The sequence below is a fragment of the Radiobacillus sp. PE A8.2 genome (assembly GCF_045635475.1).
Lineage (GTDB): Bacteria > Bacillota > Bacilli > Bacillales > Amphibacillaceae > JBJGXI01.
Genome location: NZ_JBJGXI010000038.1, coordinates 19,785 through 33,592, shown reverse-complemented (window position 1 = coordinate 33,592; position 13,808 = coordinate 19,785). Strand labels below are relative to the sequence as shown.

Sequence of the window (13,808 nt, the reverse complement as noted above, 5' to 3'; positions counted from 1 at the left end):
AACCATAATGTATTCTAGGCGATAGTAATGTGTTCATATCGAATTGAGGCTCAATGTTTGACTTTAGTTGAGATGATTTTTATAATGTTCTTTGTGTGTGAAAACCGAGTAGTTTTATTGTGACCAAGTAGTCACGTGGTTTTAAAATAGGGAGAGGTGATACTAATTGACAGATAAACGTACGGAAATAATGAAATCTGCAATCAAGCAATTTTCAATTCACGGTTACTTTTCAACATCGGTACAGCAAATTGCTGAGGATTGCGGGATATCAAAAGGGTCTTTATATAAGTACTTTACTTCTAAGGAAGACTTACTTATTCAGGTGTTTAAATTTAACCATGATCAAATGATTCAAAATATGCAATTTATTCATTTAGATCAATCATTATCACCTGAAAATAAATTAAGAAAAACCGTCGTTATTGAATTAGAAGGAATGATTGAGAATAAAGAGTTCTTTCATTTATTGTCAACCTCCCTCCCGCTAGAAAAGAATATGGATTTTTTTCATTTAATGAAACAAATACGAGTAGAAATGATTAATTGGCATAAGGAAGCACTTATGCAAGCTTACGGTAATAAAGTTATTCCAATCGTTTGGGATTTGGCAATACAGTTTCAAGCGATGTTAAAAGGATATCTTCAATTAATTACGCAAGAAGGGTTATATTTGAAAAGTGAGCTTATCGCAGATTTTGTTGTGTTTAGTCTTGAATCGGTTGTTGCCAGTATGGAAAATAATCAAGTAAATCCAGTCTTGACCACAGAGGTAATGCAAGAATTTGAAGCAGCTGAGACTATTGTGGAAAAAAAATCAATACAAGAGCAATGTACAGACATCGCAGAACAAATCAGACGAGAAGTTAAAAGCAGCCAATTACCAAAACAAGAGAAGCAAGCAGTGGTTGAGTCTATTGATTTATTACATGAAGAGTTGGAAAGCAATAAGCCAAGAGCCTTTTTAATACAAGCGCTTCTTTCTTTTATTGGAAGTAAGATAAATGTGGAGAAGCACATATCACATCTTGCATTATTAAGGGATTTGGAGTTCGGAAATAAAGGGGATGAATAAGTTGAGTGAACAACAAACAAACGGGGAACAAAACTTCAATCGATTACCAATAGTAGCCATATTACTTGCCGGATCATTTGTGGCAATCTTGAATCAGACACTACTTGCTACGGCAATCCCTCATATTATGAGTGATTTTCAAATTTCAGAAAATACAGCACAATGGTTAACAACCATCTTTATGCTAGTGAATGGGATTATGATTCCTGTTACAGCATTTTTAATAGAAACTTTTACCTCACGAAGATTATTTATGTCAGCAATGGTGATTTTTGGGGTCGGTACAATAATATGTATCGTCGCACCTAGTTTTCCAATCTTAATGGTTGGCAGGGTTATCCAGGCTAGTGGAGCTGGTATTCTGATGCCATTAATGATGACGGTATTTCTGATTGTGTTTCCAATAAATAAACGAGGAGCTGCAATGGGGATGGCGGGATTAGTCATATCCTTTGCACCTGCAATAGGACCAACTTTATCTGGATGGATCGTGGAGTCTTACCACTGGAGATATATGTTTGTCATTATCGTTCCAATTATTATTATTGACCTAATTGTTGCTTATTTTCTTATGAAGAATGTGACGAAGCAAACATTTCCTAAAGTTGATATTCTGTCAATTGTACTGTCTACATTAGGATTTGGCGGCCTATTATATGGATTCAGTAGTGCTGGAGATCATGGATGGTCAAGTATGGAAGTTATGCTTTCGTTAATTGTCGGAGCCATCTGCTTAACCATTTTTATTCTACGTCAATTTAAGCTAGAGCAGCCAATTTTAGAGTTTCGAGTATTTAAGAACTCTACGTTCACAATTACTACAGCAATTGGTATGATTATTTTCATGTCTTTAATCGGATCAGAAACCATTTTACCCATTTACATGCAAAATATGGCTGGGTTTACGGCTTTAGAATCTGGGATAATGATAATGCCAGGTGCTATTTTAATGGGAATCATGTCACCGATCACAGGTAGAATATTCGATAAGATTGGCGCTAGAAAATTAGCAATTACTGGATTGAGTATTATTACGGTTACAACACTATTGTTTACAAACTTATCTGAAGAAACAACATTAACATACTTAACTATCGTGTTCGGAATTCGGATGCTAGGGATATCTATGGTAATGATGCCAGTCACCACAGCAGGCTTAAATCAGTTACCGCTACGATTAATTCCACATGGTACTGCGATGAACAATACGATGCGTCAGGTTGCAGCGTCTATTGGAACGGCTATCCTTGTTACGGTAATGACGAGTGCTGCGTTGGATACTGGTGTTAATGCAACCCCAGCGGAGTCGATTCACGGTGTAAATGTAGCCTTTTGGGTTGCTAGTGGTATTGCGATTATAGGCCTTGTTTTGTCCTTGTTTGTAAAAAATCCATCGCCACAAGAGGAAGCAGATCAAGCGAATAATTAATAAAAGAACAATGACTGATACGAAGGTGTATCAGTCATTGTTCTTTTTATGGCAATTATTGTTGTACTTATCGATCTTTATTTCAGAATAATACGCTCCATATTTCCTAGACTAATGAGGGGATGAATGGAGGAATCATAATGGCTAAACAGTCAGGTTCAAATAATAAAAAGATCACATGGTGGCAGCTTTCCCTAATTGGAATTGGTTGTATTATAGGTACTGGTTTTTTTCTAGGTTCAAGTATTGCTATAAAACAGACTGGTCCTTCCGTCATTTTTGCATTTCTTCTTGCTGCAATCGGTACTTATATTGTCTTTGATGCGCTAGCAAAGATGACGGCTGCGCACCCTGAAAAAGGGTCTTTTCGTTCATATGCTAAGCAAGCTTTTGGAAGATGGGCAGGTTTTAGTAATGGCTGGGTGTATTGGTCATCGGAAATGTTAATTATGGGAAGTCAACTGACTGCATTAGCAATTTTTACACAGTTTTGGTTTCCGGATGTTTCACTGTGGATTCTTTCAGCTATTTATGGTGTGCTTGGACTTTTAGTGATTTTAACGGGTGTTAATGGTTTTGAACGATTTGAAAATATATTCGCAGTAGTAAAAGTTGCAGCTATTCTCATGTTTATCATATTGGCGCTTTTAGCCATCTTTGGATTGTTAAATGGAGAAAGAGCGGAAAATTCTTTTAGCATTAACTATGATAGCTTATTTACGAATGGTACTTTAGGTTTTTGGACAGCGCTAATATATGCGTTCTACGCTTTTGGTGGGATAGAAGTGATGGGGATTATGGCAAATGATCTTGAGGATCCTAAGCAAGCTCCGAAATCAGGCAAAATCATGTTATTATCTCTAGGGCTGATCTACATAACATCGCTTGGATTGGCCTTGTTTTTAGTTCCTTGGGACTCATTTACGACGGAAGAAAGTCCGTTCATTGTTGCTTTAAAGGATTATAATTTAGCGTTTATTCCTCACCTTTTCAATGGTGCACTAATAATAGCAGGCTTTTCGACGATGGTTGCATCGCTATACGCAATCACTTCCATGCTTGTTACGTTGGCAAAGGATGGAGATGCGCCCGCCTATCTTGCCAAAACAGGAAGGGTTCCGTTCAGAGCTTTAACATGGACAACATCAGGATTAATTATTTCGATTGTTGTTTCCTTATTATTGCCGGATCAAATATATGAGTATTTTACAACCGCTGCTGGCTTAATGCTGTTATATACATGGCTGTTTATACTTATAACATATCGTAAACTGATGAAACCGCAGTTTATTGGCAAAAGTAAGCAAGGCCTAGGCCTCCTGTTAATCGGATTCGCAATAACAGGAACCTGGATGGATGCAACCAGTCGAAAAGGTTTTCTAATTAGCTTAGCGTTTCTTATTGTAATTAGCCTGGTCACTTTCTCAAGAAGAAAACGTTGGAAAGGACCAGAAATCAAAGAAACACCTCAGTCTTTATTTGATAAAGACCGATGAAATGGACATTGAGACAAGGAAGACTGATCATCTCGCAAGAAATATTGTTTCGCTTCATGATTATCTTTTTCTCCATATAGTTTTAATTCGGGATGGGGTTCAATGGCATCGTAGTCGTTCAATCGTTCCCGAATCCTTTTTTTAATGGCTTGTGCAGACTTTTGTTGTTGAAAGGAATCAAACACCCATCGTGGTGTAATCGCGAACATGAAATACGGAAAGTTTCTACTTTGACGATGTTCGTGTGCTGGTGTAGCAGCAAAAACAAAAAAACGTTCCTGTTCAAAACAAAATTCCCATAACGAATCATTTGAATCCGTTGGTATTTTCTCTGGCCATGTGGATGGGTCATAGTCACTACTTTGGCTAAGTATCTCCCAAAAAAGCGATTCATAATTAGCAATGGAATAGTTTCGGGTGCTTTCTGCATTCTTGAAAAATAGCACGAGCGATGTGTAGTTCCCGATATTCTTATATACATGACTATAATTAGTTAGCAATAAGGCAATGTTTTTATAAGCTTCTTGTTTGGTAGGATCATCAATAAATCCATATCTAAATTGGTCAAGTGCGAGCCCCTGTGTGGCAGGGATACAAGGAAATTTCATCTGTTTGTCTGTCAATTTGGATTGGAATTTCTGGTATGCATCATGTTGCCAAGCATCTTTTGGGAATTCATTAATGATTTGCGCTGAATCGTACAGCATGAACAATCACCCCTTTCGCACTAGTTAGATTATTAGCCGAAGGGGTGATAGGTGACTGTCCTAGGAAAGAAATAATAGTGTAAACGCTTGATAACCAAAGTAACAACCAAAACCAATTAAAGAAATTCCAGATAATACGGATATCCCATATAAAATACGATTGTTTAGAAGTTTGCGGAAGCTACTTGAGATGATAGCCATGGTAACATCCCACAATAATAATCCGAGGATGATTGCACAACTGTACAGGGATAGTTGACTTATTCCATATTCGGAAGCAGTTTTAGCAAGAATAGATCCATAAATACCTAACCAAAACAAGATAGTGAGTGGATTGGAAATAGATAATAAAAAGCCAGTTATGTATGTTCGCAAAGCTGTATTTTTAGAGGACCTTTCACTAGATGTTGTGATTGAATGTGATTTTGTTAAACTTTCGATGCCAGTATAAATAAGTACAAAGCAACCGAAGGACCAGAGAAAAGATTTAATTAGTGGATATTCTAACAGCTGTACAACGCCAAAATATACCGTTAGCATATAAATAATATCTGCGGTTACTGATCCTAAACCAATTAACCACGCATGCAGAAAGCCATATTTTATCCCCTTATCTAATTGCGCTGCATTAATCGGCCCAATCGGTGCGGCCAATGACAAGCCTAGGAAAACGTAACTAATAAAGTGGCTCAAAACTTTCACTCCTTACCTATAACTTGTATATTGTATTCGGACAAGCAATAGATTAGCACTTATTCATTCGCTTTTACCGAAGTAATTTCCCCTTATAGCCTATAATTTAAAAACCGCATTCCTGTACTAATAAGAAAATTAAAAATGAGTGATACAGTATATAACAATCGTGATTGTGAATATGATATTAAATTAAATTGCATATAAAAATCCTTTTATTTATAAAGGTAAATTAGGGATATAAAACGAAAAGAAAAGCTATCACCAAATTTGAACAAAAAATGAACTTTAGCTATAACAGCTCATATTTGTGATAAAAATCACAAACGAAAACTCTTTTGAAGTATATAATCTAATTAAGATAATTAAATGTTCATCATTGAGCAAAGTGATGTACTTTTAAACCTTGAAGGAGGTAAAAAAGAATGAAAACTGCTGACGATGTAAGACAAATGAATCCTTGGGATGGCTTTATGGAAGGTAAATGGCAAAAAGAGATTGTTGTACGTGATTTTATTTTAAAGAATTTTGCGCCTTATGATGGTAACGACTACTTTTTAGCTTTGCCAACGCAAAACACATTAGACCTTTGGAAGCAAGTCATGGAGTTAACAAAACAAGAGCGTGAAAATGGCGGCGTACTGGATCTGGATACGGAAATTGTATCTACGATCACATCACATGGGCCAGGATATTTAAACAAAGAGAAAGAAACAGTGGTAGGCGTGCAAACGGATAAGCCGTTTAAACGTTCATTACAGCCTTTTGGTGGTATGCGTATGGCTGTTGCCGCTGCAGAATCTTATGGATTTAAAATCGATGAAGCGGTAGAAAAGGTATTCACTGAATATCGTAAAACACACAACCAAGGTGTATTTGATGCGTACACGCCAGAAATGCGGTTAGCACGTAAAGCAGGTATCGTTACTGGTCTGCCTGATGCATATGGTCGTGGAAGAATTATTGGTGACTATAGAAGAGTAGCGCTTTATGGTGTCGATAAGTTAATTACAGAAAAGAAAAAAGAACTGAACGTAATCGGAAATGGAACAATGTCTGAAGATATTATCCGTGACAGGGAAGAAACAGCGGAACAAATTCGTGCATTACAAGAGTTGAAGCAGCTAGGTGCAAGCTATGGATTTGATATTTCTAAGCCTGCAACAACAGCGCAAGAAGCGTTCCAATGGTTATACTTTGGTTATCTTGCCGCTATTAAAGAACAGAATGGTGCTGCGATGAGTCTTGGTCGTGTTTCTACGTTCCTAGATATTTATATTGAAAGAGATTTAGAAAACGGTGTCTTAACAGAAGAACAAGCACAGGAACTAGTTGACCATTTTGTCATGAAGCTTCGCTTAGTGAAATTTGCAAGAACACCGGATTATAATGAATTATTTAGTGGAGATCCAACTTGGGTTACAGAATCATTGGGTGGTGTGGCATTAGATGGTCGTCCACTCGTAACGAAGAGCTCGTTCCGATTCTTGCATACATTAGATAACTTAGGACCAGCACCGGAGCCAAACTTAACCGTACTATGGTCTACAAAGTTACCTGATAACTATAAAAAGTATTGTGCGAAAATGTCAATTAAAACTAGCTCGATCCAATACGAAAACGATGACATGATGCGCGATATTTATGGTGATGATTATGGGATTGCTTGTTGTGTATCGGCAATGGCTATTGGTAAACAAATGCAATTCTTTGGTGCTCGTGCCAACCTTGCGAAAGCATTATTATATGCTGTAAACGGTGGTGTGGACGAAAAATTAAAGATTCAAGTGGCACCAAACTATGCACCAATCACATCTGAATATCTTGATTATGATGAAGTGATGAAAAAATATGATAACATGCTTGATTGGTTATCAGGACTATATGTAAATACGCTAAACATCATACACTATATGCATGACAAATACAGCTATGAAAGAATTGAAATGGCACTTCATGACCGTGAAGTCCTACGTACAATGGCATGTGGTATTGCAGGTTTATCTGTAGTTGCCGATTCACTTAGTGCAATTAAATATGCAAAAGTAAAAACGATTCGTGACGAAAATGGTCTTGTAGTAGATTATGAAATTGAAGGCGACTATCCAAAATACGGCAATAACGATGACCGTGTTGACCAAATTGCTGCAGAACTTGTGAAAACATTTATGAACAAAATTAGTAAACATAAGACTTACCGTAACTCTAAACCAACACAGTCTATATTAACGATTACTTCAAACGTGGTTTATGGTAAGAAAACAGGTAATACACCAGATGGACGTAAAGCAGGCGAACCATTTGCACCAGGCGCTAATCCGTTACATGGACGTGACACAAATGGATCGCTAGCATTATTAAGCTCAGTGGCTAAAATACCTTATGAATATGCATTAGATGGTATATCAAATACATTTTCTATCGTTCCAAAAGCGTTAGGTAAAGAGGAAGCAACAAGAATGGCCAACTTAGCAGGCATGCTTGATGGTTATGTAATGAAGCATGGTCACCATTTAAATGTAAACGTATTTGATAGGGAGACATTACTTGATGCCATGGAACATCCAGAGGAATACCCACAGTTAACGATTCGTGTATCTGGATATGCAGTTAACTTTATTAAACTAACAAGAGAACAACAAATAGACGTGATCAATCGGACATTCCATGGAAGCATGTAACGAGGGAAGGTAAATCCGGGGGGATTCTCCCCCGGTCTAAACAAGGGGGCGAACAAAATGAAAGGTCGTATTCATTCAATAGAAACTTGCGGAACAGTAGATGGACCGGGATTACGTTACGTTATTTTTACACAAGGCTGCTTGCTTCGATGTCAGTTTTGTCATAATCCTGATACGTGGAACCGAAATGAAGGAAAAGAAGTCACGGTGGCGGAGCTGATAAAAGATATTAAGAGTTATTTGCCATTCTTCCAATCAACCGGTGGTGGAGTAACGGTCAGTGGGGGAGAGCCATTATTACAAGTGGAATTCTTAACTGAATTGTTCCGAGAACTCAAGAAACTAGGCATTCATACGACCATTGATAGCTCTGGCGGTTGCTTTAGTCGCTCCCCACGGTTTATGAAAAGTTTAGATGAATTGTTTAGCTTAACAGATTTAGTATTGTACGATCTTAAACATATTGATCAAACGAAGCATAAAGAGCTAACGGGTGTTTCAAATGAACACATTATCGACTTAGCCACATACCTATCAGAACAACAAATACCCGTGTGGATCAGACACGTACTAGTTCCAGAGATTAGTGATGTAGATGAGTATTTATACCGTCTATCAGATTTTATTGCAACTTTAAACAACGTTGAAAAAATAGAAATATTACCTTATCACAAGTTAGGAGTCTATAAATGGGAGAGCTTAGGCTTAGAATATAAGCTTGAAGGAGTAGAGCCACCAACAGAAGAACGTGTTCAAAATGCAGAGGATATATTAAAAAGAGTGAAAGTAATGAAGTGAGCCACTTTCATAATTACCATACAAAATTAAAATTGACTAAACTGGTAATAATGATATCTTAGTTTGGAAATATTATTAGGTTTTAACATATAGATGACAAAAAAAGCTGGGTTTACCGAGCTTTTTTGTTTTGATATCTTTTATGTGATGAATATAACTTTAACCTAGCAAAAAAATAAATGTTAATATAGAGTGAAGATCAAATAATTAAACAGTTGGTGGTGAAAAGTCAATGAGTGAGGAAAAACCTAAATTTGGTCCTGTAAGAATTGCTGTTTATATCATAGTTGTAGCAATTGCGATATATTATATCGTTTCTGCAATTGTTTAAACTATTTATGAGATTGATTCAGATAAAAATTTTTTCCTTATAGGTTGATTACTCCGCGTGGCGCATGGAGCATTTGTCTTTGGGTAAATGCTATTACATATCATAGGTTTAGAATTAGGTGAATAAAGGAATAACTACATTAGAAACATAAACAATCAACATATAGATCGGAGTGTTTTTAATGAGTAACGTATTATTTACTTCAACAGCAATAGCAACTGGAGGAAGAAATGGTCACGTAAAATCAGATGATGGTTTGATCGACCTTAAACTAGTAAACCCTGCTGATAAATCCGGTGATAAAGGTTCAAATCCGGAACAACTATTTGCGGCAGGTTATGCAGCGTGTTATGATGGTGCGCTAAATCATATTGCGTCTAGCAAGAAAAAAGAAATTGATTCTTCTATTACAGCCGATGTTAGTTTTATGAAGGATCCAGCTGATAATGGGTTCAAAATCGGTGTAACGTTGAATATTAACATCAAAGGTGTAACCCAAGAAGAAGCGGAAGAATTAGCTAAAGCAGCACATGACTTTTGCCCATATTCAAAAGCAACTAGAGGTAACATCGATGTTGAATTAAAACCTAATGCTGTTTAATAGAAACAATAAAGCCATCGAATCCCCAAGGGGGGTTCGATGGCTTTTCTTTTTAAAAGAAACAAAAGTATAAAAAGTTGTAAAAGTTTCTAGCTCCTAGCGCCAGAAACTAGGCGACTTCACGAATCGTCCTACGATAAGTCATCATTGATTCAAGTTTTATGGAAGGTCGACTAAAAGCGAACTTATCGTCCAACGTCGACATACCCCTTATGCAGGGGCATGATTCCTTTATCTCAGTCGATTCGTTCCAGTTGCTACGTTTCTAAGCGGGCGCGATGTGCTTTTCTTATATTTTACTAGTTGTCGCAAAACTTGGTGAATAGAGCTTTTTAGACAATAACTGTTGGAATATGAGAAAAGTACCACCTACAGCCCAGTATAACGGCAGTGCTGCTGGAGCATTAAACGACACCATGCCGATCATTATTGGCGAAATCAATCCCATGATTGCCATTTGCTTACGCTGTTGAGGCTCCAAGCCGATTTGCGTTGTTTTAAATTGCAAAAAGTAAATTCCAGCAGCGATCAAAGGCATAACAAGGTCGGTTTGCCCGAGATTAAACCACAGAAAAGAGTGTTCAGCAATTTCTGGAGTTCTTCTGATAGCATAGTAAAAACCAATCAATATCGGAAACTGAATAATCATCGGCAAGCAACCCATCGATGCGATTGGATTGAATTGATGCTTTTGATAAAGTTCCATTGTTTCTTGTTGCATTTTTTTCTGTGAATCTTTATCTTTTTTACCTTTATATTTAGCCTGAATATCATCTAACTCTGGCTTGATTGTACTCATTTTATCACGCATTTTGTAACTGCCTTTTTGCTGTTTCAACATGAGTGGCATTAACGCTAACCGTACGATTAGTGTAACAACCACAATCGATAATCCGTAATTTCCATGAAAAAATGACGCAACACTTTTAATTATAATAGAGAACGTGTTAACGAAATATAGATCAAAGAAGCCGGCAGTTTCAGGATCGATTGGCTCATTTGAGGCTGCTTGACAGCCAGAAAGAACAACAATCAAAGAAATAAGAACTAATATGCTATATTTTTTACGGAACGTAAATACAGATGCTTTAAACATAGTTTGCCTCCTCGTTTTTTTATTGCAAAATAAAAAGCTGAGAAGTTGTGATTATCTGAATCGTCTTCTGGTCCTTCTTTTCGTTTCGTTTTCTTTGTAATCCAAATGCGTATATCTTGCATATGAACATGAATATCCGTTCTTGTAGAATGCTGCGCATTCAAGTTGTATCCATCGTACAATTTAGATTGCTTATGACTAAACTGCGTAGTAGAAAGGTATAAAACTCCAAATGAACAAACGATAGATGCGATAAATGTAAAATAAACATACATCGGATAAAGATCATTTTGTAATTCACCAACTATATCAACAAACATCTGTATTCACCTCCTTGTATGTAAAGTGTTGTTTTCTAATAGATTGTAGCTATTGCGTAAAATAGCTAGAATGCGATGTAACCTTGGGATAGTGCTTCCACTCAAAAGTACAAGTGCACCATTCATAGTACGCCTTTTCCGGAACGTGTGGTACGAAGGTTTGGCCTAAGCGGACACCAGGGCGCTTATTTCGCCTGAAATCAGAGATTTGGTGATTTAGCGGACATGAGAGCCCTTATCTACTAAGAATAGATTCTATTCATGTGCCTTTTGGTTAAATAAGGGCTCTGGTGGCCGCCAAACCACCGAACTTGTCTATCAAGCTTTATCGCCACTTTGCATCTAGCACTACGACGCATTTTACTTCAAATATGAAATAAAAAACAACAAGCTCTACGAAAAGAGCCTATTTATTTTTTTGACCTATCTATCATCATATATAAGTAAGGTAAAGTCAAAGGTAGATTTTGTGACATTGTGTTTGAAAATATATAAGGTTTCTCCCGCAATTTATGGGAAGAAACCTTATACAATAAATTATTCAGGTTTATTAGTAGCAGGGTTTACCGCGTTTGCAAGACTTTGTTTTATTCTTGATTCACTTTTGGATGCAACGTTGTCTAGCATACCTTTTAAATCTACGCCAGATACATCTTTTAATGTTTCAGGTAGTTGACTCATTAACTTGGTTACGTAGTTACTCATGCGTGTCGCGCCATCGCCAGTTCCGTTGCCATTATCGATAACGGTAACTTTATCAATTTTACTTACTGGTTCTGCAATCTTAGCAGCAAAGTCAGGAAGCATGTTGATAATCATTTCTAGAATAGCTGCTTCTCCATACTTTTCCATTGCTTCGGCTATTTTCATCTTTGCATCTGCTTCGGCAAGACCTTTAACTCGTATCGCATCTGCTTCGGCTTCCCCGTCTAAGCGGATTTGAGCAGCCTCTGCCTCTGCTTGCCTTACGCGAGTAACTTTGTCAGCTTCGGCTTTCTGTTCTGTGGCATAGCGGTCAGCCTCTGCCTTCTTGGAAATTTCCGCTTCATATTGACGTTGTCTTCTTAATACTTCTTTTTCTTCAATCTCAATTTGCTTGTTTCTTTCAATAAGTCTTATTTGCATTTCTTCCTCGATTACCTGTTGTTCGGATTTTGCAACTTGTAATTTATAAGCCATGTCTGCTTCTGCTTTGGCTGTATCTTGATCACGTTTATAAGCAGCAACCTTTAGTTCCTTTTCTTTTGTTGATTCAGCAATTTGTGTTTCACTTAGTAATTCTGCGCCTTTACTTTCACGTTCTGCTTCCGCTTTTTTGATACGAGCATCACGCATCGCATTTGCTTCGGCGATTTGTGCATCGCGTTTTACTTCAGCAATTCGTGGTTTACCAAGGGCCTCTAAATAGCCATTTTCATCGCGCACATCTTTAATGGTGAAAGAAACAATTTGCAATCCCATTTTTTTCAAATCGACTGCCGCTTGCGTTTGGACCTCTTGTGCAAATCGTTCACGGTTTTTGTATATTTCTTCTACAGTCATTGTACCTAGGATTGCGCGTAGGTGACCTTCAAGTACTTCTTGGGCTTCTTTACGAAGTTCTGAATTGTCCTTGCCTAAAAATTGTTCCGCTGCTGTTGCTATGCCCTCGGTTGTACTTTGTACTTTAATAATTGCTGTGCCATCAGCCATAACTGGTACGCCGTTTTCTGTATATACGTTAGGAGTTGAAATGTCTAAACTATGAGAGCGTAAACTAATTAATTCATGTTGTTGGAAAATAGGTAATATGAATGCACCGCCACCACGGACAATCTTTATGCCACCCCCGTCATCAGATCTATGAACATTTTTACTACCTAAGAAGCTTCCAGTTACGATCATGGCATCATCTGCACCGACTGTTTTATATCGCGCCGCAAATACAATGGTAAACGCAAGAAGTACACCGACAATGACACCGATAATAATTAATAAATCCATTTAACTTCCCCCTAATATAAGTCGTCCATTTTTGAAACATAAACAATTAGATCTTTCACTTCTACAATCACAATCTTATTTCCCTGTTTGATTTCCACTTCATCAAAGCTTTTAGCTGTTTCACTGCGGCTTCCACTAGTAGACTCAATGAATACCTCTCCCATACCGTGAGCAGGAATAGTCGTAATCACTTCGCCTGTTTTGCCTTGAAGATCGTTAATCGATATTGATGTTGACGTTTCTGCATTTGATAAAGGAATAACGAGAAAATAATAAATTAGGAAATATGCAGCAAAACCAATAAGTATACTAATTAATAATACTACGGCTGCTTGCATTCCGGTGTACTTTGTTAGTAGCACACCTGCCCCGCCAATGACAGAAAGCGTCCCAAATAATAGTAGCGGGTGGAAAAATTCGTCTAATCCCCCAAGTATGCCATCAATAATATCGCCAAGAAATAGAAAAATCAGTGCAAAGCCAAGGCTGATCCACAGCATCCACCAATATATATCTAACATAACAATAAGGTCACATCCCTTCTTTCATGGTTGTTTGTCTCCAATAGATGTATACGTGTGAAAAAAGGAAAAGTTCC

The 13,808-nt window shown here is 37.3% G+C and carries 12 protein-coding genes; 6 read left to right on the top strand and 6 right to left on the bottom strand.

The annotated features are described in order from the left end of the window. The first annotated feature begins 166 nt into the window (after positions 1 to 166). The 3 genes from ACI6MV_RS17990 to ACI6MV_RS17980 all read left to right on the top strand — a co-directional run bounded on the left by ACI6MV_RS17990 (position 167) and on the right by ACI6MV_RS17980 (position 4,000). Positions 167 to 1,075: a TetR/AcrR family transcriptional regulator gene (locus tag ACI6MV_RS17990; RefSeq protein WP_407271719.1), complete on the top strand. Its 909-nt coding sequence runs from the start codon at positions 167 to 169 to the stop codon at positions 1,073 to 1,075. After that, positions 1,068 to 2,504 carry an MDR family MFS transporter gene (locus ACI6MV_RS17985; RefSeq protein ID WP_407271718.1) on the top strand — a complete coding sequence of 479 codons (1,437 nt, stop codon included), beginning with the start codon at positions 1,068 to 1,070 and terminating at the stop codon, positions 2,502 to 2,504. The genes ACI6MV_RS17990 and ACI6MV_RS17985 overlap by 8 nt, the downstream gene beginning before the upstream one ends. A 140-nt stretch (positions 2,505 to 2,644) precedes the next feature. After that, positions 2,645 to 4,000: an amino acid permease gene (locus ACI6MV_RS17980; RefSeq protein ID WP_407271717.1), complete on the top strand. Its 1,356-nt coding sequence runs from the start codon at positions 2,645 to 2,647 to the stop codon at positions 3,998 to 4,000. Here the strand turns inward: ACI6MV_RS17980 and ACI6MV_RS17975 are convergent. Together ACI6MV_RS17975 and ACI6MV_RS17970 are read right to left on the bottom strand one after the other, a co-directional pair. Continuing rightward, on the bottom strand, positions 3,973 to 4,707 hold the full coding sequence (locus ACI6MV_RS17975) for a YqcI/YcgG family protein (RefSeq protein ID WP_407271716.1): 735 nt from the start codon (positions 4,705 to 4,707) through the stop codon (positions 3,973 to 3,975). The genes ACI6MV_RS17980 and ACI6MV_RS17975 overlap by 28 nt on opposite strands. Positions 4,708 to 4,767: 60 nt before the next feature. Then, positions 4,768 to 5,400 carry a LysE family transporter gene (locus ACI6MV_RS17970; RefSeq protein WP_407271715.1) on the bottom strand — a complete coding sequence of 211 codons (633 nt, stop codon included), beginning with the start codon at positions 5,398 to 5,400 and terminating at the stop codon, positions 4,768 to 4,770. 425 nt (positions 5,401 to 5,825) lie between these two features. On the opposite strand from ACI6MV_RS17970, the gene pflB reads away from it, so the two are divergent. The 3 genes from pflB to ACI6MV_RS17955 all read left to right on the top strand — a co-directional run bounded on the left by pflB (position 5,826) and on the right by ACI6MV_RS17955 (position 9,811). Beyond that, positions 5,826 to 8,081 carry a formate C-acetyltransferase gene (gene pflB / locus ACI6MV_RS17965; protein WP_407271714.1) on the top strand — a complete coding sequence of 752 codons (2,256 nt, stop codon included), beginning with the start codon at positions 5,826 to 5,828 and terminating at the stop codon, positions 8,079 to 8,081. 57 nt (positions 8,082 to 8,138) lie between these two features. Further along, a complete protein-coding gene (gene pflA, locus ACI6MV_RS17960) occupies positions 8,139 to 8,879 on the top strand; it encodes a pyruvate formate-lyase-activating protein (RefSeq protein ID WP_407271713.1) in 741 nt (246 codons plus the stop codon). 512 nt (positions 8,880 to 9,391) lie between these two features. Next, on the top strand, positions 9,392 to 9,811 hold the full coding sequence (locus tag ACI6MV_RS17955; RefSeq protein ID WP_407271712.1) for an organic hydroperoxide resistance protein: 420 nt from the start codon (positions 9,392 to 9,394) through the stop codon (positions 9,809 to 9,811). A 289-nt stretch (positions 9,812 to 10,100) separates the two neighbouring features. Here the strand turns inward: ACI6MV_RS17955 and yidC are convergent, their stop codons facing one another. From yidC to ACI6MV_RS17935, 4 genes are all read right to left on the bottom strand, one after another. Further along, positions 10,101 to 10,907: a membrane protein insertase YidC gene (gene yidC, locus ACI6MV_RS17950; RefSeq protein WP_407271711.1), complete on the bottom strand. Its 807-nt coding sequence runs from the start codon at positions 10,905 to 10,907 to the stop codon at positions 10,101 to 10,103. Beyond that, on the bottom strand, positions 10,859 to 11,227 hold the full coding sequence (locus ACI6MV_RS17945; RefSeq protein ID WP_407271710.1) for a hypothetical protein: 369 nt from the start codon (positions 11,225 to 11,227) through the stop codon (positions 10,859 to 10,861). The genes yidC and ACI6MV_RS17945 overlap by 49 nt, the downstream gene beginning before the upstream one ends. Before the next feature lie 537 nt (positions 11,228 to 11,764). Further along, positions 11,765 to 13,210 carry a flotillin lipid rafts scaffold protein FloT gene (locus ACI6MV_RS17940; RefSeq protein ID WP_407271709.1) on the bottom strand — a complete coding sequence of 482 codons (1,446 nt, stop codon included), beginning with the start codon at positions 13,208 to 13,210 and terminating at the stop codon, positions 11,765 to 11,767. Between the two features lie 11 nt (positions 13,211 to 13,221). Further along, the gene (locus ACI6MV_RS17935) at positions 13,222 to 13,731 is read right to left on the bottom strand and encodes an NfeD family membrane protein (RefSeq protein WP_407271708.1); all 510 of its coding nucleotides are present in this window, start codon (positions 13,729 to 13,731) and stop codon (positions 13,222 to 13,224) included. Positions 13,732 to 13,808 lie beyond the last annotated feature (77 nt).